Here is a 21,310-nt window from a genome sequence, read left to right on the forward strand (position 1 = left end):
GGAAGCCCATGTTTGAAAACCAGTACATTACCCAACGCATACAAAAGTCACAAGAGCTAAGAGAGCTAGGATTTAACCCTTATGATAACTCTTGTGAAAAAGAGCTTAGCAATGCTAGTTTTTTAAAAAAGTATAAAGATGTAGACTTAAGCACTCCTAATATGGATATAAAAGAAAGCTTAAGCGGGCGTGTAAAGTTTATGCGTCTTATGGGTAAGGCAAGCTTTATGAAGATAGAAGATGAAAGCGGGGTTGTGCAGATTTACTTTTCACAAAATGAGTTAGGTGAGCACTTTAAGATTCTAAAAAAGTATCTTGAAGTAGGGGATATAGTGCAAGCTAGTGGCTTTCCTTTTGTAACTAAAACTGGCGAGCTTAGTCTTCATGCCCTAAGTCTTAAGATACTAACTAAGGCCATAGTGCCACTGCCTGAAAAGTTCCACGGTCTTAGTGATATAGAGCTGCGTTATCGCCAACGCTACTTAGATCTAATAATGAACAAAGACGTAATGGAAACTTTTAAAATACGTAGCAAAATAGTTAGTAGTGTAAGGGCTTTTTTTGAAGATAAAGGCTTTTTAGAAGTAGAAACTCCTATGCTTCATCCAATCCCAGGTGGGGCTAATGCTAGGCCTTTTATAACCCACCATAATGCCCTTGATGTAGATAGATATTTACGCATAGCACCAGAGCTTTACTTAAAAAGGCTTATAGTTGGTGGCTTTGAAGCAGTTTTTGAGATAAATCGTAACTTTAGAAATGAAGGCATGGATCACTCTCATAACCCTGAATTTAGCATGATAGAGTTTTACTGGGCTTATCACACCTATAAAGATTTAATAGAGCTTACTAAGGATCTTTTTAAGTATATCTTAGCAGGTCTAGGCATGGAATCTAAAGTAGTTTATGGCGAGTACACTCTAGATCTAGCTAACTTTAATGTGGTGACTTTAAAAGATTCTATAACTTCTATAGGCGGGGTGGATAAAAGCATCGTTGAAAGTCACAAGGACTTAGAATCTTTTCTTAAAGCTAAAGGCTTTGAAACTGCTAATCTAAGCTATGGAAAGCTTTTAGGTCTAGCTTTTGAAGAGTTAGTAGAATCTAAACTAATAGATCCAACTTTTATAACAGAGTACCCAATCGATATAAGCCCACTTGCAAGAAGAAATGATGCTAATCCAGAGATCGCTGATAGGTTTGAGCTTTTTATAGCAGGTAAAGAGATAGCTAATGGGTTTAGTGAGCTAAACGACCCTTTAGATCAATTAGAGCGTTTTAAAGAGCAAGTAAAAGCAAAAGATGCAGGTGATGAAGAAGCCCAGTACATGGATGAAGACTACGTGCAAGCACTTGGCTACGGTATGCCTCCAACGGCAGGGCAGGGTATAGGCATAGATAGATTAGTTATGCTTTTTACTAATAGTTCTAGCATAAAAGATGTTATATTATTCCCGGCTATGAAACCACAAGATTAAAGGCCCAAAAGGCAGTAATTAAGCTATAAGCAAACCAACTTTAAGGAGCAAAGATGTCGTATTTTATGGAAAAAAGTGATAAAGAGATTTTTGATTTAATACAAAAAGAACTAGTTAGGCAAAATGAGCATTTAGAAATGATAGCAAGTGAGAACTTTACTTTTCCAAGCGTTATGGAAGCTATGGGAAGTGTTTTAACCAATAAATACGCAGAAGGCTATCCAGGTAAGCGCTACTATGGGGGCTGTGAGTTTGTAGATGAGATAGAAACTATAGCAATTGAACGTATAAAAAAGCTTTTTGGCTGTAACTTTGCTAACGTGCAACCTCACTCAGGATCTCAAGCAAATGGTGCAGTATATGCCGCTTTACTAAAACCATATGATAAGATCATGGGCATGGCTTTAAGTCATGGAGGACATTTAACTCATGGTGCAAAAGTTAGTTTAACTGGTAAGATGTATCAAAGCTTTTTTTATGGGGTAGAACTAGATGGTAGGATAGATTATGACAAGCTAGCAGACCACGTACAAGTAGTACAGCCTAATATGCTAGTTTGTGGATTTTCAGCTTATACTAGAACGCTTGATTTTAAAAGGCTTAGAGAGATAGCAGATAGTGTTAATGCCATCTTGCTAGCTGATGTTGCCCATGTTGCAGGACTTTGTGTAGCTGGCGAATATCCTAACCCTTTCCCTTACTGTCACGTAGTAACTACTACTACTCATAAGACCTTAAGAGGCCCTAGAGGTGGAGTTATACTAACTAATGATGAAGAGATGGCTAAAAAGATAGATAAGATGGTCTTCCCTGGAATCCAAGGTGGCCCTTTAATGCATGTCATTGCAGGTAAGGCTGTAGGCTTTGGAGAAAACTTAAAGCCAGAGTGGAAAACTTATGCTAAACAAGTTAAGGCTAATATAAATGCACTTGCAACTGTGCTAGTAGGTAGAGGCTTTGAACTAGTAAGTGGTGGAACTGATAACCATCTTATACTGATGAGTTTCTTAAAAAATAGCTTTAGTGGAAAAGATGCAGATATCGCACTAGGTAATGCTGGAATCACTGTTAATAAAAACACAGTTCCAGGTGAAACTAGATCTCCTTTTATAACTAGTGGAGTGCGTATAGGCTCACCTGCATTAACAGCACGCGGTATGAAAGAAAGAGAGTTTAAGATAATAGGCAACTGGATAGCTGATATCTTAGAAAACATAACAGATACTAATCTCCAAGCTAAGATCAAAAAAGAGATAAAAGAGCTTACAAAAGATTTCATTATCTATGATAGAGCTATATATTAGTATCTAACCAACTTAAGGGTTATAGATGCAAGAGATAGAATTAAAGCTTATCAAAATGGATACTAGCCACTACTATAAAAGAGTAGATGGCATAGGTAAAAAACTAGTTTATTTGGGTAAAACTTTTTATGATAACTTTGAAAGGGTTGATGCGCCTTTGACGTCTATGGTTATAAAGGCACATCTAAATAGAGAGATAGTTGTAGCTCATGATTTATTACTTCAAGGTGGAACTAAGGTTGAAAATATAGTCTTTGACTATAACGGATATAATCCTGAGCGTTTCTATCATAAAGCACAGCTTATACTAAGAGAAGAGGGCTATCAAAACTTTACAGCCTACACTACAGCTAATCCTAAACATCTACACCTTTATATACATAAAGGTCACACAGAGATAGGGGAAGGTAGAAGGCTTGCTAAAAGTTTATCGATGAGGTTTTCTCAAGTTATGCCTGTTGAGTGGAAGGCGTTGCCAACTGATGAGTTGCCGCCTTGTTATAATATTTTAACACTTCCTTATGAGGTTTTTGCTAAAGAGAGGGGAAGCTGGTCTAAGTATATGTAGCTTATGCTTAAAAAGCATGCTTTGTGTTGTAAATAGAAATATTTAACTTTGCGTATATGATAAAATGGACGCTAACGTTTTTAGGTAAAAGGAGATTTAATGCCAAATAGTGAAAAAGAGCCAAATGACATTCTTATGAGTGGTAAAAATACAGAAGCCAAAAAGAGTAAAAAACTAGTTTTTTTGCTTATAGTGGCTATTGTTATCGTGGTGATTTTGATCATTGCTATTTGGACTTTAAGTAGGGAAGTGAATAAACCAGTAAGTAATATCATTCCAGTTGATAAGTCTATGGAAAAGCTACCTAGTCAGAGTATGGATACTACTAAGATGACAACAAACTCTAAAGATGACTTGCACTTAATGCCACTTGATAATCAAACTAAGTCAAATGGTGCAGATAGCAGTACAGATATATCTAAAACATCTATGGATTCTAATGCTTCATCTATGAATGCTACTCCACTTGGTGCTTCAAATCCTGAAAACACTCCAAGCCCAGTTGCTACTCCAACTAGTTCTAATGTGGAATCTAAAAATCCTCTAGATACTAAGTTTAGCAGTCTTGAAGATGATCCAAAGTTTAAAGCCTTGCTTAGTAAAGAAGAAGAAAAGAAAGCACACAACACAGCCAAGCATGAGTCTTTAAAGCCTCTTATATTAAAGCATGAAAATGACGTGCCTAAAGAAGTTGGTCTTATGAGCCAAAAAGCACATGAGCCAAAAGAACATAAAGCACATAATGCTATGCCTAAAAATGCAAAAGAGCAAAAAGCAAGCGATCTTATGCATAAACAAATGCATAAAAAGATAGCAGATGAGAAGCCTAAAGCCCAAGCGCACAAAGAAGCAAACAAACAAGAGGCAAACAAACAAGTAATTAAAGAGCCAAGTAAGCAAGTAAAACCAGTTAATGATATCCAAGCTAAAAAGCCTTTAAATGTAGTTAATGGAGTAGTGGCAACTCAGCCTGGAATCTATCTTCAAGTGGGTGTGTTTAGTCAAAAACCAAACGCTAAGTTCATAGAAAAGATCTCAAAGTATGGCTATAAAGTAAAACAAGGCACAGTTGAAGATAAACCAGTTACTAGATATTTACTAGGGCCTTATAAAAGTAAGCTTGATGCCACAAAAGATGTAGAAAAGATAGGACAAGAACTAGAGATAGGAAAACCAGTTTATTACGAAATAAAATAGATTAGCAAGGCTGATAACGATGAAACTAAAAGTACAAAATGCACCCTATGTAGCAAACCAAATCATACAAGATCTAAGCAGATCTCCTTTGGTTAGGCTAGGGGCTAGCAGCAAGCTTTCAAAGACGGCTGAGAATATAATCTTAGAAGATATGAGGCTAGAGCTAAGGATAGAAAATGAAACTAGAGATATCTTAGAAGAGTATCAAGATGATATAGATGATATGCAGCTAGATGAAAGAGATCTTTTTAACAAGATAAAAAGACAGCTTTCAGCAAAGTATCATTTTGAGCTAGATGAAAAAGATAGATACTCCAAACTAAGCCATGAGATACTAGATAAGTTGCTAGAAGAAGATGAGATAAGCTTTGTTGTTAGTTATAACGATATAAAAAATATCATACACGCTTCATTTGATAAGTTTATAACTTTTCAAAGCACAGCAAGAAATGCAGTGTTAGAAAAGCTAGAAAACTATAAGCGAAGGTTGATACCTGGAAGTGATGAGTATGAAGTGATATTTAATAGATTATATGAAGAAGAGATGGCAAAAAAAGGGCTTATATGAGTGAGTTAAAACCTATATATTTATATTTTTCTAATGGTTGTTTTTTAGAAGCAAGAAGTTTTGGAAGTGAGGGCACAAAAGTAGGTGAAGCAGTTTTTAACACTTCCATGACAGGCTATCAAGAAATAACTAGCGATCCAAGTTATGCTGGACAGTTTATAGTCTTTAGTATGCCAGAGATTGGTATAGTCGGCACTAATAGTTTTGATAATGAATCTTTTAAACCAAGATGCAAAGGCATCATAGTAAGAAATGAAAATGAGTTTCACTCATCTTTTAGAAGCGAAGAGGGACTAAGGGTCTATCTTAAAGAAAATGGAATCTTAGGCATAACTGATATAGATACTAGAGGTCTAGTTAAGATGCTAAGAAAATATGGTGCTTTAGAGATGATAGCTTCAACTACTATAAGTGATAAAGATGAGTTAAAAGCAAAACTAGATTCCTCTTTAAAGATAAGCGAGATAGACTACATCAAAGAAGTAAGCACAAAAGATCCTTACTCTCATACTAAAACTAACTTCAACTATGAAAGCTGGGACTATAAAGAAAAAGATGGGCTTAGTAAAACTATAGCTGCTATAGATTTTGGTATAAAGAAAAACATACTTCATGAGCTAGTAAACGTGGGCTTTAAGGTAGAAGTTTTTCCTCAAGACTATGATGAAAAAGCACTCATACAAGACTATAAAGATAAAAAACTACATGCTGTGTTTTTATCTAATGGCCCAGGTGACCCACTAATTTTAACTAATCAAGTAGAAAAGATAAGAGCTCTTATAGAAGCTAAAATCCCTATCTTTGGAATCTGTCTTGGTCACCAGCTTTTAAGCATAGCACATGGCTATCCAACTTATAAGCTAAAGTTTGGTCACCATGGGGCTAATCACCCAGTTAAAAACGAACTAGGTCTTGTAGAGATAACTTCTCAAAATCATAACTATAATGTCCCAGAAGAGATACAAGAAGTAGCCTTTGTAACCCACAGGAATCTTTTTGATAATACCATTGAAGGAGTGTGTTATAAAGATGGAAATATCTTTTCAGTCCAACACCACCCAGAAGCAAGCCCAGGACCTAAAGAAGCTAGTAATATCTTTGCAAAGTTTTTTGCACAAGTTTCACTTTAACATGCAAGTATTAAGCTAACTCCTATGTCAAAAGTACTAAGTTTTTTATACTCAAAGATTGCTTTTTTTGTCTTAGTGGTATTTATATCTAGTGTTTTTTGGCACACTTTATTTGGCGCTAGCACGGGCTTTGATTTAAGTCAGATCTCAGAGCTTTTAAATATAGCTAAAAATAAGGGCTTAAAAGCTATCCCTACAGGTAGTGAGCTTTCTAAGATCCAAGCAAGCCGTCTTTCAACTGATACAAAAATGAGCAAAGATCAAATAGAACTAGGAAAGATGCTTTACTTTGATCCACGCCTAAGTGGAAATAAAGAGCTTTCTTGTAATAGCTGTCACAACTTAAGTCTAGGCGCTACTTCACAGGTAAGAAAAGAAAACAACCCTGCCTTGTTAAATGCTCCTACACTTTATAATGTCGTTTTTAATAATATCATGCACTATAACGGCGATATAACCGATACCAGGTCTAATAACCCAGGGAAAAAAGATACCACTCTTAGTGCTTTAAGTAAGGCTATACTAGCTTCTTTTACTAGTAAGGATGAGTTAAATAACACTACTAAAGGCATGATGAAGTCTTTAGATGATATAAAAAACTATAAGTATCTATTTAATAGGGCCTATGGTAGTGATGTAAAAGTTACCCCAGCTTTAGTAGCAGATACTATAGCTAGCTTTGTAGCAACACTAACTACACCTTCACGCTTTGATGATTTTTTACATGGCAACTTAAAAGCACTTAGCCAAGATGAGCTAGAAGGACTAGTGCTTTTTATAAAACAAGGTTGTATCAGCTGTCACACTGGGGTTAATCTAGGTGGTACTATGCAACCTTTTGGAGTGCTTAAACCTTACAAGTTTGCAAGTCTTGGAGGCTTTAAAGGCGACGCACATGGCAACGTAAAAGTACCTACACTAAGAAATATAACTTTAAGTGAGCCTTATTTTCATAATGGTGGTTATAAAGAGCTTCATAAAGCCATAGATGAGATGGCAAGAATCCAAATAGGCATCAACTTATCTAGTAGGGAAACTAAGTTAATAGCTGACTTTTTAAGTTCACTTGATGGATATATAAAGCCAGTTAGGCTACCACTTTTACCTTCAAGCTATCATGATATAGATGAAAAAAGCTCTATAGATGATCTTAGATAATGCAGTTTTTCATACATAAAGATGCAGGTAGTGAGCATATAGTCTTGAAAGAAGAAGATTATCACTACATTTTTAGAGTGCGTAGGTTGCAAAAAGATTCTGTCTTTAAAGTTTTTAACTATGCAGATAGAATCTTTACTTATAAGGTAGTGGATGTTAAAAAGGGCCTTTTGGTTAAGATAGATGAAAGTGAGATCATAAAACAAGCACCTTTAGGAGCTCATATCATCCTAGCTTTAATAGACTTAAAAGATATATATGAGCTACTAAGCTTTTTAAATGAGATAAATGCAGCAAAACTTAGTATATTTCAAGCTAGCTTTTCACAAGGTAATAGGACTTTAAACCTTGAAAAAGCAAGCAAGATAGTAAATCTTTCATGCATGCAGTGCGGACGTTTTGTGCCTTTGGAGTTAGAAGTTTTAAAAGACTTAAAAGAGGTTTTAAACTTGTATCCAAACGCTTTAGGGCTTAATAAAGACACTAAGCTTTTAAGTGAGATTCCAGCCATTAAGCCTCCTTTAATCATAGGGCCAGAAGGTGGTTTTAGTAAAGATGAGTTAGAGCTTTTAAAAGATAGGCTTTACTCTTTAAACTCTCCTTTTATATTGCAAGCGCATAATGCAGCAAGGCTTGCAGCAAGTTTATTTTCATCTAGTTTATAAGAGCTTAACTTTATAGAATCTATTTTTTAGATTCTATAAAAAACTGTTTTAACGTTAGTAGTAGACGCAGTCCACAGTGTAGTAATCTTATAAGTTGCAAGCACTTAAGCTTTTTTATTAGATGTTAAGTTTACGGCAAGATTGTCACAGGGTGTTTTACACCCTTCGTAATAACAGATTGCAAAGATTACAAAAAAAAGTAATACTGCCTATGATATATCATTGTTTTTATTGCCTTAAGAGTTGCTACTTAGCTTGTAGATAAAAAACTTAGTGCTAGCTTAAAAAAAGAGAATTTAGCACTAAAAGTTTATAGTGCAAATGAATATATTTAATATAGCTATAAACTCATTCTTTATCTGTAGATATCCCAGTCCATGGCTTAAAGTTGGGTAAGTCTAAATCAAACTGCATAAGCACTTTTCCTAAAATATGCGTTATTTGCATATCCATAAGGTCTTTAGAAGAAGCATTAGATTCTATAAAATCTTGTTTTAGTTGATAGAAGCTTAAAAGTGGTGGGATTATTACGTAGCCTAGTTTTGAGCACTTATACATATTTTTAAGATGGATTTGAGATAAAGGCATCTCTCTAGGCACTAAAACTACTTTGCGTCCTTCTTTTATGCACACATCAGCCGCTCTAGTTATAAGCGAGTTTGAAAGGCCTACTCTAAGGCTTGCAAGTGTTTTCATGCTAGTAGGCACCACTATCATCCCAGCTGTTTTATAAGTCCCACTAGCAATGCAGGCTCCTAGATTACTATCATCATGGATATAAGTACTTAGTGGGTAGAGGTCTTTTTTAAGACTTAAACTAGTCTCAGCTTTAAAAGTAGTTTTTGCACTTTTAGAGACTATGAGATGGGTTTTAACCTCCTTAAACTCCTTTAAAAACTGTAGTAATTTGTAACTTAAATATACTCCACTAGCCCCTGTAACACCTACTATTAATTCCATTTTTACGCCTTTATATTTTTACACTAATAATTTATGCTTAAATGAGTAAAAATGTAAAAACTAAACTACTATATGTAACTATTAGTTACTACATATACTCTATGAACTCTTCGTGTAGGTAAAAATTATGAATTTTTCCTAACTTTTAAGTAAGGTAGAAATCATACCAACATAAAGGATAGCAAAAATGCATATAAACAAGAAGAAAGCACCGTTGTTTTTTGACTTTTTACGAGTCAGGCGAAATATTTCCATGGTCTTAACAATAGTGATATTTATAACTTACTATGGAATCATGATTTGTGTTGGCTTTTTCCCGGACTTTTTGGGCATACGCATAGGGGATAGTTCTGTTAGTTTGGGGATAATTTTTGGGCTAAGCTTTATAGTCTTAAGCATTATCTTAACTGGGGTTTACACCTATATAGCAAATACATTTTTTGATAGGGAGCTAAAAGAGGCACTAGATCAGATGAAGCAAAACCATCTTATAGATGATAAGGGTTTAATTATTGATGAAGTAAGGAGAAAAGATGTTAAAGCAACTACTTAGACTGGGGTTTTTTATAACACTAGGAGGGATATTTAGTGCCATGCAAGCAGCACCAGCCTTAGAAGGGGAGGTGGTTAGGGCACCTTTAAATGTAACAGCTATTGTTTTATTCTTCGTATTTGTTATAGCAACTTTATTTATTACTTACTACTCAGCAAGACAGACTAGATCAAGGGATAGTTTTTATACAGCAGGTGGGGATATAGGCGGCTTTAAAAATGGTCTTGCTATAGCTGGGGATTATATGAGTGCGGCTAGCTTGCTTGGAATCTCAGCCCTTGTTTTTACTAATGGCTTTGATGGACTAATCTATGCTATAGGATTTTTAGCTGGCTGGCCAGTAGTGCTATTTTTGATAGCTGAAAAGTTTAGGAATCTAGGAAAGTTTACTTTTACAGATATAGCAGCTTTTAGGTTACAGCAACGTCCTATTAGAACTGTAAGTGCGATATCTGCTTTAATCGTTGTTATTTTTTATCTAATCGCTCAGATGGTTGGAGCAGGTGAGCTTATAGAGCTACTTTTTGGCCTTCCTTACTCATGGGCTGTGATCATAGTTGGAATCTTAATGATAATCTATGTGACTTTTGGAGGCATGCACGCTACTACTTGGGTGCAAATCATTAAAGCAGTCTTACTTTTAATAGGTGTTAGCATACTAGCTTTCTTAGTTTTAAAAGTTAGTAAGTTTGACTTCACTGACTACTTTGCCAAAGCTGTGCAAGTGCATCCAAAAGGTGAGGCCATCATGCAGCCAGGTAGTTTTATAACTGACTGGGTATCAGCTATATCACTAGGGCTTGCTTTGATGTTTGGAACTGCTGGGCTTCCTCATATATTAATGAGATTTTTCACTGTAAAAAGTGCTAAAGAAGCTAGAAAGTCAGTCTTTTGGGCAACTACTTTTATAGGCTATTTTTACATAGTGGTCTTTATTATAGGTTTTGGTGCGATTGCTTTTTTAACTGGCAAGACTAAGGCTAGTAATATGATAGCTATAGAGTTAGCCCAGCTTTTAGGGGGAGATGCACTTTATGGCTTTATCTCAGCAGTAGCCTTTGCAACTATCTTAGCTGTTGTTGCAGGCCTTACTATAAGTGGGGCTAATGCCATAGCGCATGATTTATATGCTAATGTTATAAAAAATGGCAAAGCCGATCCTGCAAAAGAGCTAAAATATAGCAAGATAACAACTATAGTTCTAGGTATCATAGCTATCATACTAGGCATAGTTTTTAAAGGGCAAAATATAGCCTTTATGGTAGGACTTGCTTTTGCCATAGCTGCAAGTGTAAACTTTCCTATACTTATCATGTCTTTATACTTTAAAGGGCTTACTACAAGAGGCGCTTTTTGGGGTGGGATCATAGGACTTATAGTCGTTGTGGCTTTAACCGTACTAGGACCAGGTGTTTGGATAAAAAGCTTTGGCTTTGAAAGTGCTATCTTTCCTTATAGCACACCAGCAATCTTTTCTATGCCTATAACTTTTATCTTAGTTTACATACTTTCTAAACTAGATAGCTCAGATAGAGCTAGGATTGATAAAGCAGGTTTTGAAGCTCAAAAGTTTAGAGCAGATACTGGTATAGGCGCAAGCACTGAGATAACTCACTAGTTAAAATTAACCTAAAAGTTTTTAACTTTTAGGTTAAAACTAAGGTGTCTTTATGCTAGGTTATAGCTTAGATTCTATTAAGGAACTAAGCTTTTTGTAGCACCTAAGTGCTTATGTAAATAGAATCTATTTAATGTGTGCAAGCATATAAAGCCATAGTAAGTAGTCTATCTACATAGCCTATCTCATTATCATACCAGGCTAGGACTTTTACATTATTACCTAAGGCTATAGTTTTATCTGGAATGTAAATAGCATTAAATCTAGAGCCCAAAAAGTCACTACTTACTCTTTCGTCATTATCTATTTCTATGATTCCTTTCATAGAATCTTTTGAAGCCTTACTAAAAACTTCATTTAGCTCTTCTTTATTTGTGTCTTTTTTAAGCACTGCACTTACGTCTATTAGACTAACATCAGGTGTTGGCACACGCACGGCAAAGCCATCTAACTTGCCATTTAACTCAGGCAAGATCTTACCTATAGCTGAAGCTGCTCCAGTTGAAGTTGGAATCATATTTAGCGCACTTGCCCTTGCACGCCTTTTGTCTTTGTGCTTTACATCTAAGACGTTTTGGTCATTTGTGTAGCTATGAATTGTAGTCATTAGTGCTTTTTCTAGTCCAAAAGTATCATGAAGTACCTTTATAACTGGTGCTAGGGCGTTAGTAGTACAACTTGCATTAGATATAACGCTTTCTCCTTTATAGTTTTTATGATTTACTCCATAAACAAACATAGAAGTGTTTTTAGCAGGGGCTGAGATAACTACTTTTTTAACATTATGTTGTAAGTGAAGGCTGGCATTTTCAAGGTCATTAAACTTTCCAGTACACTCTAAAACACAAGTTGCCTCACCGAAGTTAAGGGCTTTTATATCTCTGTTGCTTAAAACCTTTACTTTTTTACTTTTTCCTATGCTTAAAGTTTCTTCATCTACTTTTTGTGCTTCATAGCTTCCATGCACTGAATCATACTTTATTAAGTGTAAAAGCATATCTATGCTTGCAGTCGTGTTTAAGGCAACCAACTCCATATCATCCCTCTGGCCTATAAGTCTTGCACAGCCTAGCCCTATCCTTCCAGTCCCATTTATCGCTACTTTGATCTTACTCATTTTTCACCTTTATGTTTAGTTTCTTCAAGGATGTGTGGTTTACATGCCTTGATTTTGAATAAAGATTATAGATAAAATGCTACCACTTTATATCAAAAGTTAAAAATACACAAGGAGAACCCTATGAATAAGGCAGATTTTATAGAATCTATGAAAGAGATAGGAGGCTATGATAAAAAAGTTGATGCAGAAAAAGCACTAAAGGCCTTTATTGGTGCAGTAGAAAAAGTGTTAGAATCTAATGAAAGCATAGAGTTAGCTGGATTTGGTAAGTTTGAAAACAACCTTCAAAAAGGCAAAACTGGAAAAGTCCCAGGAACTGATAAGACTTACAAAACAGAAGATAAGTTTGTTCCAAGATTTCGCCCAAGCAAAACTCTCAAAGATAAAATTTCCAAAGTAAAATAAATCATCATTCAACTTTGTATTATCTAGTCTAGCAACATAGATTAGGTAAAATGCGTCGTTTATATCTCCTACTATATATGAGATATAAAATCAAATACTTAAGGAATGGTATGGAATTTTACTCATATATTAAAGGCCTGCATCTGATATTTTTAATATCATGGATGGCGACACTTTTTTACTTGCCTAGACTTTTTGTGTATCACGTAGAAAATATAAATGTGTCAGACTACGTCAAGGTAGTGCGAATACAAGAGCATAAACTTTACTACTACATAGGATGGCCAGCACTTGTTTTAACTGTAATCACAGGTATAGTACTAATAGCAATGCAACCAAGCATCATGACTTCAGGTGGCTTTATGCACGTTAAGTTATTATGTGTTGTTTTGCTTATCATCTATCATTTTGTGTGCGGAAACTATGTGAAAAAATTTAAAACTAATAACGTCAAAAGAACTTCTAAGTTTTTTAGAATCTTTAATGAAATACCTACGATACTACTAATCATAATAATATATATGATAGTAGTTAGACCATTTTAAAGTTTTTAGCCTATGAAGTTATGGGGAACTAGATTTGCCAAAAGTCAATCAGAGCTTTTAGAGCTTTTTAACGCAAGCATAGATTTTGATAAAACGCTTTATAAACAAGATATAAAAGGATCTAAGGCGCATGCACTAGGCCTTTTTAAGATAAAAATCTTAACTAAGGAAGAGTTAGATTGCATAACTTCTGGTCTTGATGTCATACAAAAAGAGATAGAGGAAGGAAACTTTACTTTTAAACTAGCTCATGAAGATATACATATGAGTATAGAAACTAGGCTAACTGAGTTAATAGGCGAAGTTGGAAAAAAGCTTCATACTGCAAGATCTAGAAACGATCAAGTAGCCTTAGATTTTAGTCTTTACTGTAATGAAGAAAATATCAACTTACAACATTTAATCTTAGAGTTAATCACAACTCTAACTAATATAGCCAGCCTTCATACAAGCACTTTAATGCCAGGCATGACTCATCTCCAACATGCCCAACCTATAAGCTTTGGCTTTCATATGATGGCGTGGGTTGCTAGTCTTAAAAAAGACTATCTTCGTTTTAAAAGTGCCTTAGAGCGTAATGATGAGTGTCCTTTAGGAAGTGCAGCCCTAGCAGGCAGTGTTTATGGGAATGATAGAGATTTTGTAGCTAAAACGCTAGGCTACAAAAGAGCTAGTATGAATGCAATGGAAAGTGTTAGTAGTCGTGATTTTGCCCTAGATTTAGACTATGCTATAGCAGTTTTGATGATGCACATCTCAAGGATGGCAGAAGAGCTTATACTTTGGAGTAGTTATGAGTTTAAGTTTGTAACCTTTAGTGATGAGTACTCAACTGGAAGCTCTATTATGCCTCAAAAGAAAAACCCAGATGTTGCTGAGCTTTTACGTGGTAAAAGTGGACGAACTTTTGGGAATCTAATGGCACTTTTAACCATACTAAAAGGCTTGCCACTAGCTTATAATAAAGACATGCAAGAAGATAAAGAAGGAGTTTTTGATAGCGTAGAGACTGCAAAGATTAGTCTTTTAATCTTAGATGCTTCACTTAAAACTTTAAGTATACATAAAGAAAACATGCTTGCTATGTGTCAAAAAGGCCATTTAAACGCAACAGATCTAGCAGACTTTTTAGTAAAAACTCATGGCATAGCTTTTAGAGACGCACATCATATAGTAGGAAGATGTGTTTTAAGGGCTGAGAGTTTGGGTCTTGATTTAAGTAAGATAGATTTACATGAGTTAAAAGACCTACTTCCTAGTGATGTAGATTTAAAAGCTTTAAAAGAAACGCTAGATTTAAAAGCTTGCATGGAAAGACGTGATACTTTAGGTGGTACTGCCTCATCTCAAACTGCCTTACAGATAGATGAGATAAACTCATGGTTAAGATGTGAACAAGATTCTAAAAAGACACTTTGATGAAAAACGATAAGAAATCTACAAAACAGCAAGATATCATCAACATGTTTGATGATATAGCTCCAACTTATGATAAGGCTAATAGGCTTTTAAGTCTAGGTATAGATGTAAGTTGGAGAAAAGAGGCTTGCAAAGAGGCTTTTTTAGCTCTTGAAAGTAGACATGTAGATATAGCAGATGTAGCTTGTGGTACAGGTGATATGCTAGTTCACTGGCAAGAAAGTGCTAACTTGCATAATATAGAGATAAACTCTATTGCTGGTTTTGATCCTTCTTCTGGCATGCTTGAAGTTGCTAAGAAAAAGATTCCATCTATGAAGTCTAGTCTTTATATAGCAAGTGCTACTAATCTTCCTTTAAAAGATAACTCTGTAGATATAGTTTCAATCGCCTATGGTCTAAGAAACGTAGTAGATAGAAAAGAGGCCTTAAAAGAGTTTTATAGAGTTTTAAAGCCTAATGGGGTTGTGGTCATCTTAGAGTTTACTAGTCAAAAAAAATTTAATCTTCTAACTTATCCTATGCATCTTTATACAAAGTATGCTCTTCCTATTATAGGTGGGCTAATCTCTAAAAACTTCAAAGCTTATAAATATTTACCAGATTCTATAGATAGCTTTATAACTAAAGAAGGCTTAAGTGAGGAGCTTTTGGCAAGTGGACTAGAGAGTGTATTTGTGAAAAGCTATTCAGGTATTAGCGCCTTAGTTATTGCAAAGAAAATTTAAAACTTAAACCTTTTTTAAGTTTTTGCTTAATATTTGTTTAAGCTTCTATTTTTAATGTTATAATCCTACTAGATTGAATTTAACACTAAATAAAAGGTACTTTTGATGCGAATTTTGCTTATAGAAGATACATCTTCCCAACATAAAACTTTGCATGAATCTCTAACTAATAAATATCAACTAGACATCGCAGAAAATATGAAAGATGGAAAGTACTACATAGGTATAAGAAACTATGACTTAGTTTTAAGTGCGTGGGTTTTATCTGATGGCAGTGGAAATGATATCATAACAAGCGTTAGAGAAAGACATGGACAAGTGCCAGTGATCATTTTCTCAAACTCCGTTCAACACGAGCTTGAAGCGCTTAACTGCGGTGCTGATGACTATGTTAATACCCCTATTAATAATGAAATATTACTAGCAAGAATAGAAACTAGACTAAAACTTATAAAATCAAACATTATAGAGATAGAAGACCTTGTAATAATCCCCGATGAAGAAAGAATCCTCTTTAAAGGTAAAGAAGTTGAAGTTAAAGGCAAGCCTTTTGAAGTACTAACCCACCTTGCAAGACATAAAGATCAAATAGTTAGTAAGGAGCAACTTTTAAATGCTATATGGGAAGAGCCAGAGCTTGTAACTCCAAATGTCATAGAAGTAGCCATCAATCAAATCAGACAAAAGATGGACAAAATCTTAGGCATAGACACTATAGAAACAGTAAGGCGTAGAGGCTATCGTTTCTGTTATCCTAAAAAGTAACTTTTTTAAAGCTATCTATTACTTAGGCTTGCAAAGCAAGTCTCACTCTCTTTTTTACTAGCCTTTAATTACAACTTATAACTAACACTTTTTAATCTAACAAGCCCTTAAGGACAAAGATTTTATAATCTATCCCTTACTAAGATAGCAGAGGAACACACTTATGGAATTTATGCAATCAGATAGTGAAGTAAAAAATCTCCTAGAGTTAGAACGCTCAGTTCTAAGCTCCATACTATTAGATTCAAGTAGTTTGGAATCTATAGAAGATATATTACAAGAGGGTGACTTTTATGAACCCTTGCATGCTACTATCTACAAGGCCTTTACACACCTAAATATGGATAATAATCCCATAGATATATATTTTTTAAAAAAAGAGCTTAATAAACTTTTACCTAATCATAAGATAGATGATTCAGTACTTATGAACATCTTTTCACAAAGTCCAGTTGTTCCTTTAAGTGATTATGCAAAGCTTATAAAAAGATATAGTATGAAGCGTTCCATCGCTAAGCTTAGCTCTGAGCTTGGTAGTAAGGTACAAGATTCTAGTCTTGAAGCAAGTGATATCTTAGAGTATGCTGAAAGGCAGCTTTATACACTAGCAGTTGGAGATACTACAACTTTAAGTGAGTTTTCAACCCCTCAAGATAGCTATGAAACCATACTTAAAAGTTTGGTTAGAGCTAAGGAAAGAAGTGGGGTTACTGGAGTTGATACAGGCTTTTACTATCTTAATAAGATAACAACTGGCTTTAACCCAGGTGAGTTGATAATAATAGGTGCTAGGCCTGCTATGGGGAAAACATCATTTCTACTAAGCCTTGCTTTAAACATGATAGAAAAGGGTAATGAAGTAGCTATCTTTAGTCTAGAGATGCCTTCAGAGCAACTTATATTAAGAGCTATATCTATAATAAGTGGTGTTCCTTTGCAGGTGCTAAGGGCAGGGACTTTAGATGATGAACAAAACGTAAAGTTTCAAATGGCACTAACTAAACTAGAAAGTCAAAAACTTTTTATTAGTGAAAAAAGTAATGTAAATATAGCTAATGTAAGAAGCTCACTTCGCCGCTTAAAGATGCAAAATCCAAACTTAAGCATATGCTTTATAGACTATTTACAGCTAATGGAAGGAGATTCCAAACTTCAAAAGGTTGATATGATAGGCGAGATAAGTAGGAACTTAAAGCTTTTAAGTAAGGAGCTAAATATGCCCATAGTTGTACTTTCTCAGCTTAACCGTTCTTTGGAAGGTAGGGATGATAAACGCCCTATGCTTAGCGATCTTCGTGATAGTGGGGCTATAGAGCAAGATGCAGATGTCATTATATTTTTATATAGGGATGATATCTATAAAGAAAGGGAGTTTAACGCTAAGCGTAAAAAGCTAGAAGAAGCTGGCAAGAAAGAAAAGCTAGAACAGTTTATTAAAAAGCCTATAGAAGATGCAGAGCTAATAGTTGCCAAAAACAGAAATGGAGAAGTTGAAACTGTGTATGTTGAGTTTATAAAGCAACTTACACTTTTTAAAGATAAGCCTAGGAAAGATTATATAGAGCATCCAGAAGGTACTTTTAGTATAGATGATGGCAGTTTAGAAGTTGAGATATAAGATAGTTTTAAGCCCTAGGGCTTTATATCTTGCCTTTCACATGCAAGCTCTAAGCTTGTAAGTAAGCTAGTTATCTCACTTCCTAAACTAACTATATGTTCTTCATCTATATCATTAAATCCTAAGTCTAAAAAAAGCTTGATATTTTTAGGGGTGTAGGTTTCTTCTACTATATCTTTTAACTCTCTAGCATATTCACTTATAGCTAAAAGCTCCATAGTCTCGCACTTTCTTAAGCAAAAGGTGGTGTCTTTGTTTATGCTTATTAGATAGCCAAGCAAGTAAACTTCAAGTTTTTTTTCATAGAGGGCACTTTTTTGATGATGTTCTGAAAAAGAAAAGCGCCTACCAGTTCCTGATATAAGTTTTTTATCTAAGACGTTAGAGACTATAAAGCCTAAGACCTCATCTATGCTAGTTGGATAGATCTCATAGCTTGTCTTAATGGCACTAGAATCTCTTAATTCCTTAAAGTGCCAAAGGAGTTTAACCCAGGTAAACTTTTTTTTATAAATGCAGTAAGACAAGATTCCAAAAATCATATTTTTTAAGTTGTTAAAGTAAAAAGTTCTATATATAAAGGCATTAAAACACTCTAGTTTTAGGGTCATATTATCTTTTTCGTTTTTAGTAAGGCAGGCTTTTTCTAGCTCTACTTTTAGGGATTTTAGGGCTATTAAAGCAGTGCTTAGATCACTCATAGTTATGGTATTTTTTACTAGTTCGTGTATATTGCTAGCTTTGATGATTTCTTCTTTAGTGCTTTCTTTAAACTCTATACTAGATAAATCATAGTTTTTATTAAGCAGGTGTCTAAAACCTATACCATGGTGTAGCCAGTAGATTAGATCTTGAAATAGAGTAAATCTCTCCTCATCTATAATGCATCTTATATAGCTAAAAAGTTGATTATCAAACTGGTTGATATAGCCTCTATTAAAGTAGTGACGTGGATCAAAAGACTTATGCACATAAACAAAGTTTGTATACCACTCATAAAAAAAGTGCTGCTCATATTTGCTATTTGCCTTGATTGTGTAGTTAAATAAGCGTCTATGCACAGCTAAAAACTTATCTAAGTAGATTCCATTATTCTTACTTTCTGTTATAACTTCTAGTATTTTATAGATAGTAGTTTTTAACTTAAAGATTATATTTTGTTCACTCATTTCCATAGACTTTATGGTGATATCTCCTATGCCTTGCATTATGGTCTCAAAGTAGATCTTATTGTTTTCATTTATCTCTTGTGGGCTAAAGGTGTGCACTTTTTTTCTAAATGCTAAAGTTTTAGAAAAGTTTTTTTTGATATCAGCTAGTAAGGTGGATATGAGTAGAGATAGGATATTTTTAGGTTCTTGTTTGGTTAGGATTTGGCTGCTAAAACTTGCTTGAGATATAAAAGATATAGAAAGTTCTTCTATATCTTTAAGTAAGCTAAGGATAAAGCGTCTATCGCTAGTCTTACTCATCTCAGTGATAACAACTTCAGTGATAAACTTTAAAAAACTTATAGAATCATCTACATCCTTGCTTTCTCTTACATTCTTTTGAAAGTCATCAATTAGCCACTTTGTCACAGCCTTTCTGTTTGTATACTGAATAATTTTTCTAATGTAGAGATAAATGACTACTAAAGTTATGATTAAAAAAACTAAGATTAGACTATAAGCTATAGCTAAAAAGGCATGATTAGTAGTTTTTATCATGCTTATAATTAGTATAACGCCTATTTCAACTAGTAAGAGAACGGGCAAGATGATAAAGACTTTTTCACTCTTAAAGCGCTTTTCTATCTCATCTGTTGAGTAAGAATTTTTGATAGTTAGAATCATCTGCATACCAAGAGGAACCATGAAGGCTAGTATGCCAGTATAAAAGGTTGTTATAGATTCTATATATGTTTGTTGATTAGCTAGATTAAAAAACTCTACAAACCATGACCAAAACATTTATATGCCTCTAATATGTTTAAGATAAAAACAAAACAGCAAACCAAAACTACGCTAGAAAGCGTATCTAAAAGTCTATTAATTTTTGAGAAATTAAGTAGCTAGTATTTGTATATTTAGTCTTTTTGTATTCTAAGATTGCATCCTTTCTTTAAGCACTTTAGATTTAATAGCTACAACTATAAATATCACCATTCCAACTAAGGCTATAAGAGCAGTTACTAAGAACATATTAGAAAGACCTAGGTACTTAACTAAAGGTTCAGAGAAAAAAGGCGAGATAAACTGCCCCATAAACAAAAAGCTTGATAAAAAGCCATAAGCTCTAGCTTTAATCTTTTCTTCCGCTAAGGAAAAAAGCCAAGAGCTATTATTAACTAACATTATGCCTATACCTATGCCTGAAAGCACTAAGGCTAAAAGTAAGACTGGGTAGCTGTGGATTAAGCTTATAAGTAAAAAGCCTGTAAGCATAAAGAAAAAAGATATGGAGTATAAGATATAGATTCCAAAGATGCGTCTAAGTCTTGCATAAAAGAGTGCGATAAAGGCCATGGCAAAAGCTGACATAGCCATACTTTCTCCTACCCTCCCAGGCTTTTCATGCAAGATATCTACTATAAAAAATGGAAGCTGGGTAGGGATGGTGTAATACATCACCATATTAATCAAAGTTAGCGCATAAACTGGTGCAAAAGTTAAGAATCTAAATCCACTTTTTTTATCACTTACATGTTTATGTGTGTGATGTTCATACTTTACTTCAAAAAGATTAAGCGTGGCAAAGGCTAGGATAAAAAGACCTAAAAAGTACACTAAGAAGGGGAAGTGCCAGTTAAGGTGGGCTAGATACCCGCCAATTATTAACATAATAGCCCCACCAAAAGATCTAAAAAAACCTTGCTTTGAAAGGGCTTTTTCCCTCCTTGAGCCTTGAAAGTAGTCACTTAAAAGTACGCTTACTCCATCCATAACAAAAGAAGTAGATATACCAAGCACAGCACGAGAGATAAGAAGAGAATAGATGTCATTTAAAAAGTAGCCTATACCTCCACTTATAGACCATATAGCCATAGCGGGGAATATAAACTTTAAGCGGCCATATTTATCAAGTAAGATTCCAACAAAGGGTGCCATTATCATGATAAAAAGGGCAGGCAGGGTAAGTATAAGTTTTGAAAGCAAGTCTATATGAGGGACATAAGAGAAGTGCTTTTCTAGATCTGGCAAAGAAGGTGAGATGATAGCTCCACCTAAAACTGTCATGGTGGAGAGTAAAAAAAGTGATGTCTGAAATATGGCAGAATCTGTTTTTTTAATTAGTGCTGGAGTGAGTGACATTTGTTTAACCCTTAAGTAACACTGGATCTAAAAATATATATTAAGCATCAATCTTAAATGCACTTAGAGTACTTTTTATAAAGAGGAGTAGTTAAAGCTAAGATTAAGAAAACAAGTAAGAAAGAGTTGATAAGTATAAAAATATTTAACTTTTATAAGATTTTATAGGACTTTTTATACTCTTTTTATCATCTAGCTTTTATATTAGGATGCATATA

The 21,310-nt window shown here is 34.5% G+C and carries 20 protein-coding genes; 16 read left to right on the forward strand and 4 right to left on the reverse strand.

Features of this window, described 5'->3' with window-relative positions; all coding sequences use genetic code 11:
* The first annotated feature begins 8 nt into the window (after window positions 1-8).
* From lysS to BKH43_RS03445, 8 genes are all read left to right on the forward strand, one after another.
* A complete protein-coding gene (gene lysS, locus BKH43_RS03410) occupies window positions 9-1,478 on the forward strand; it encodes a lysine--tRNA ligase (protein ID WP_095228585.1) in 1,470 nt (489 codons plus the stop codon).
* A gap of 53 nt (window positions 1,479-1,531) precedes the next feature.
* Window positions 1,532-2,782 (forward strand): serine hydroxymethyltransferase, encoded by a 1,251-nt coding sequence (locus BKH43_RS03415; protein ID WP_095228587.1) that lies wholly within the window; start codon window positions 1,532-1,534, stop codon window positions 2,780-2,782.
* A gap of 25 nt (window positions 2,783-2,807) precedes the next feature.
* Window positions 2,808-3,350 (forward strand): DUF1882 domain-containing protein, encoded by a 543-nt coding sequence (locus BKH43_RS03420; RefSeq protein WP_095228589.1) that lies wholly within the window; start codon window positions 2,808-2,810, stop codon window positions 3,348-3,350.
* Window positions 3,351-3,449: 99 nt separating this feature from the next.
* Complete coding sequence (locus BKH43_RS03425) at window positions 3,450-4,547, forward strand: SPOR domain-containing protein (protein WP_095228591.1); 1,098 nt, start codon at window positions 3,450-3,452, stop codon at window positions 4,545-4,547.
* 19 nt (window positions 4,548-4,566) lie between these two features.
* Window positions 4,567-5,115, forward strand: coding sequence for a DUF507 family protein (locus BKH43_RS03430; protein WP_095228593.1), 549 nt, complete (start codon window positions 4,567-4,569; stop codon window positions 5,113-5,115).
* Window positions 5,112-6,245: a glutamine-hydrolyzing carbamoyl-phosphate synthase small subunit gene (gene carA, locus BKH43_RS03435; RefSeq protein ID WP_095228595.1), complete on the forward strand. Its 1,134-nt coding sequence runs from the start codon at window positions 5,112-5,114 to the stop codon at window positions 6,243-6,245. Before BKH43_RS03430 ends, carA begins: the two co-directional genes overlap by 4 nt.
* 24 nt (window positions 6,246-6,269) lie before the next feature.
* Window positions 6,270-7,403, forward strand: coding sequence for a cytochrome c peroxidase (locus BKH43_RS03440; protein WP_095228597.1), 1,134 nt, complete (start codon window positions 6,270-6,272; stop codon window positions 7,401-7,403).
* Window positions 7,403-8,068, forward strand: a complete 666-nt coding sequence (locus tag BKH43_RS03445; RefSeq protein ID WP_095228599.1) for an RsmE family RNA methyltransferase — start codon at window positions 7,403-7,405, stop codon at window positions 8,066-8,068. Before BKH43_RS03440 ends, BKH43_RS03445 begins: the two co-directional genes overlap by 1 nt.
* Before the next feature lie 348 nt (window positions 8,069-8,416).
* Here the strand turns inward: BKH43_RS03445 and BKH43_RS03450 are convergent, their stop codons facing one another.
* Window positions 8,417-9,028 carry a UbiX family flavin prenyltransferase gene (locus BKH43_RS03450; protein WP_095228601.1) on the reverse strand — a complete coding sequence of 204 codons (612 nt, stop codon included), beginning with the start codon at window positions 9,026-9,028 and terminating at the stop codon, window positions 8,417-8,419.
* A 187-nt stretch (window positions 9,029-9,215) separates the two neighbouring features.
* Here BKH43_RS03450 and BKH43_RS03455 point away from each other — a divergent pair, with 187 nt between their 5' ends.
* Both BKH43_RS03455 and BKH43_RS03460 read left to right on the forward strand, forming a co-directional pair.
* Window positions 9,216-9,581 (forward strand): DUF485 domain-containing protein, encoded by a 366-nt coding sequence (locus BKH43_RS03455; protein ID WP_095228603.1) that lies wholly within the window; start codon window positions 9,216-9,218, stop codon window positions 9,579-9,581.
* Between the two features lie 40 nt (window positions 9,582-9,621).
* The gene (locus BKH43_RS03460) at window positions 9,622-11,199 is read left to right on the forward strand and encodes a cation acetate symporter (RefSeq protein ID WP_095228748.1); all 1,578 of its coding nucleotides are present in this window, start codon (window positions 9,622-9,624) and stop codon (window positions 11,197-11,199) included.
* Window positions 11,200-11,329: 130 nt separating this feature from the next.
* Here BKH43_RS03460 and gap read toward each other — a convergent pair whose 3' ends face one another.
* Window positions 11,330-12,316, reverse strand: a complete 987-nt coding sequence (gene gap / locus BKH43_RS03465; RefSeq protein WP_095228605.1) for a type I glyceraldehyde-3-phosphate dehydrogenase — start codon at window positions 12,314-12,316, stop codon at window positions 11,330-11,332.
* A 123-nt stretch (window positions 12,317-12,439) separates the two neighbouring features.
* Between gap and BKH43_RS03470 the strand changes: the two genes are divergently transcribed.
* The 6 genes from BKH43_RS03470 (at window position 12,440) to dnaB (ending at window position 17,799) form a co-directional block, all read left to right on the forward strand.
* The gene (locus tag BKH43_RS03470; RefSeq protein WP_095228607.1) at window positions 12,440-12,724 is read left to right on the forward strand and encodes an HU family DNA-binding protein; all 285 of its coding nucleotides are present in this window, start codon (window positions 12,440-12,442) and stop codon (window positions 12,722-12,724) included.
* 110 nt (window positions 12,725-12,834) lie between these two features.
* Entirely contained in the window at window positions 12,835-13,269 is a 435-nt protein-coding gene (hemJ, locus tag BKH43_RS03475; RefSeq protein WP_095228609.1) for a protoporphyrinogen oxidase HemJ, read from the forward strand.
* A gap of 12 nt (window positions 13,270-13,281) precedes the next feature.
* Window positions 13,282-14,688: an argininosuccinate lyase gene (gene argH, locus BKH43_RS03480; protein WP_095228611.1), complete on the forward strand. Its 1,407-nt coding sequence runs from the start codon at window positions 13,282-13,284 to the stop codon at window positions 14,686-14,688.
* Window positions 14,688-15,416: a bifunctional demethylmenaquinone methyltransferase/2-methoxy-6-polyprenyl-1,4-benzoquinol methylase UbiE gene (gene ubiE / locus BKH43_RS03485; protein WP_095228613.1), complete on the forward strand. Its 729-nt coding sequence runs from the start codon at window positions 14,688-14,690 to the stop codon at window positions 15,414-15,416. Before argH ends, ubiE begins: the two co-directional genes overlap by 1 nt.
* A 105-nt stretch (window positions 15,417-15,521) precedes the next feature.
* Entirely contained in the window at window positions 15,522-16,181 is a 660-nt protein-coding gene (gene hsrA / locus BKH43_RS03490) for a homeostatic response regulator transcription factor HsrA (RefSeq protein ID WP_095228615.1), read from the forward strand.
* A gap of 163 nt (window positions 16,182-16,344) precedes the next feature.
* Window positions 16,345-17,799 carry a replicative DNA helicase gene (gene dnaB / locus BKH43_RS03495; RefSeq protein ID WP_095228617.1) on the forward strand — a complete coding sequence of 485 codons (1,455 nt, stop codon included), beginning with the start codon at window positions 16,345-16,347 and terminating at the stop codon, window positions 17,797-17,799.
* 14 nt (window positions 17,800-17,813) lie between these two features.
* Here the strand turns inward: dnaB and BKH43_RS03500 are convergent, their stop codons facing one another.
* Window positions 17,814-19,751: a hypothetical protein gene (locus tag BKH43_RS03500; RefSeq protein ID WP_095228619.1), complete on the reverse strand. Its 1,938-nt coding sequence runs from the start codon at window positions 19,749-19,751 to the stop codon at window positions 17,814-17,816.
* 132 nt (window positions 19,752-19,883) lie between these two features.
* Window positions 19,884-21,092, reverse strand: a complete 1,209-nt coding sequence (locus BKH43_RS03505) for an MFS transporter (RefSeq protein ID WP_095228621.1) — start codon at window positions 21,090-21,092, stop codon at window positions 19,884-19,886.
* Between the last annotated feature and the right edge of the window lie 218 nt (window positions 21,093-21,310).

Source organism: Helicobacter sp. 13S00401-1 (genome assembly GCF_002272925.1).
Lineage (GTDB): Bacteria > Campylobacterota > Campylobacteria > Campylobacterales > Helicobacteraceae > Helicobacter_I.

Bases quoted from the DNA above. Each gene is read 5' to 3' on its own strand.
- BKH43_RS03425 (WP_095228591.1), top strand. From the start codon at position 3,450: ATGCCAAATAGTGAAAAAGAGCCAAATGACATTCTTATGAGTGGTAAA.
- dnaB (WP_095228617.1), top strand. From the start codon at position 16,345: ATGGAATTTATGCAATCAGATAGTGAAGTAAAAAATCTCCTAGAGTTA.
- gap (WP_095228605.1), bottom strand. From the start codon at position 12,316: ATGAGTAAGATCAAAGTAGCGATAAATGGGACTGGAAGGATAGGGCTA.
- BKH43_RS03500 (WP_095228619.1), bottom strand. From the start codon at position 19,751: ATGTTTTGGTCATGGTTTGTAGAGTTTTTTAATCTAGCTAATCAACAA.
- BKH43_RS03420 (WP_095228589.1), top strand. From the start codon at position 2,808: ATGCAAGAGATAGAATTAAAGCTTATCAAAATGGATACTAGCCACTAC.
- BKH43_RS03455 (WP_095228603.1), top strand. From the start codon at position 9,216: ATGCATATAAACAAGAAGAAAGCACCGTTGTTTTTTGACTTTTTACGA.
- argH (WP_095228611.1), top strand. From the start codon at position 13,282: ATGAAGTTATGGGGAACTAGATTTGCCAAAAGTCAATCAGAGCTTTTA.
- hemJ (WP_095228609.1), top strand. From the start codon at position 12,835: ATGGAATTTTACTCATATATTAAAGGCCTGCATCTGATATTTTTAATA.
- BKH43_RS03415 (WP_095228587.1), top strand. From the start codon at position 1,532: ATGTCGTATTTTATGGAAAAAAGTGATAAAGAGATTTTTGATTTAATA.
- BKH43_RS03430 (WP_095228593.1), top strand. From the start codon at position 4,567: ATGAAACTAAAAGTACAAAATGCACCCTATGTAGCAAACCAAATCATA.
- carA (WP_095228595.1), top strand. From the start codon at position 5,112: ATGAGTGAGTTAAAACCTATATATTTATATTTTTCTAATGGTTGTTTT.
- BKH43_RS03460 (WP_095228748.1), top strand. From the start codon at position 9,622: ATGCAAGCAGCACCAGCCTTAGAAGGGGAGGTGGTTAGGGCACCTTTA.
- ubiE (WP_095228613.1), top strand. From the start codon at position 14,688: ATGAAAAACGATAAGAAATCTACAAAACAGCAAGATATCATCAACATG.
- BKH43_RS03440 (WP_095228597.1), top strand. From the start codon at position 6,270: ATGTCAAAAGTACTAAGTTTTTTATACTCAAAGATTGCTTTTTTTGTC.
- BKH43_RS03445 (WP_095228599.1), top strand. From the start codon at position 7,403: ATGCAGTTTTTCATACATAAAGATGCAGGTAGTGAGCATATAGTCTTG.
- BKH43_RS03470 (WP_095228607.1), top strand. From the start codon at position 12,440: ATGAATAAGGCAGATTTTATAGAATCTATGAAAGAGATAGGAGGCTAT.
- BKH43_RS03450 (WP_095228601.1), bottom strand. From the start codon at position 9,028: ATGGAATTAATAGTAGGTGTTACAGGGGCTAGTGGAGTATATTTAAGT.
- lysS (WP_095228585.1), top strand. From the start codon at position 9: ATGTTTGAAAACCAGTACATTACCCAACGCATACAAAAGTCACAAGAG.
- hsrA (WP_095228615.1), top strand. From the start codon at position 15,522: ATGCGAATTTTGCTTATAGAAGATACATCTTCCCAACATAAAACTTTG.
- BKH43_RS03505 (WP_095228621.1), bottom strand. From the start codon at position 21,092: ATGTCACTCACTCCAGCACTAATTAAAAAAACAGATTCTGCCATATTT.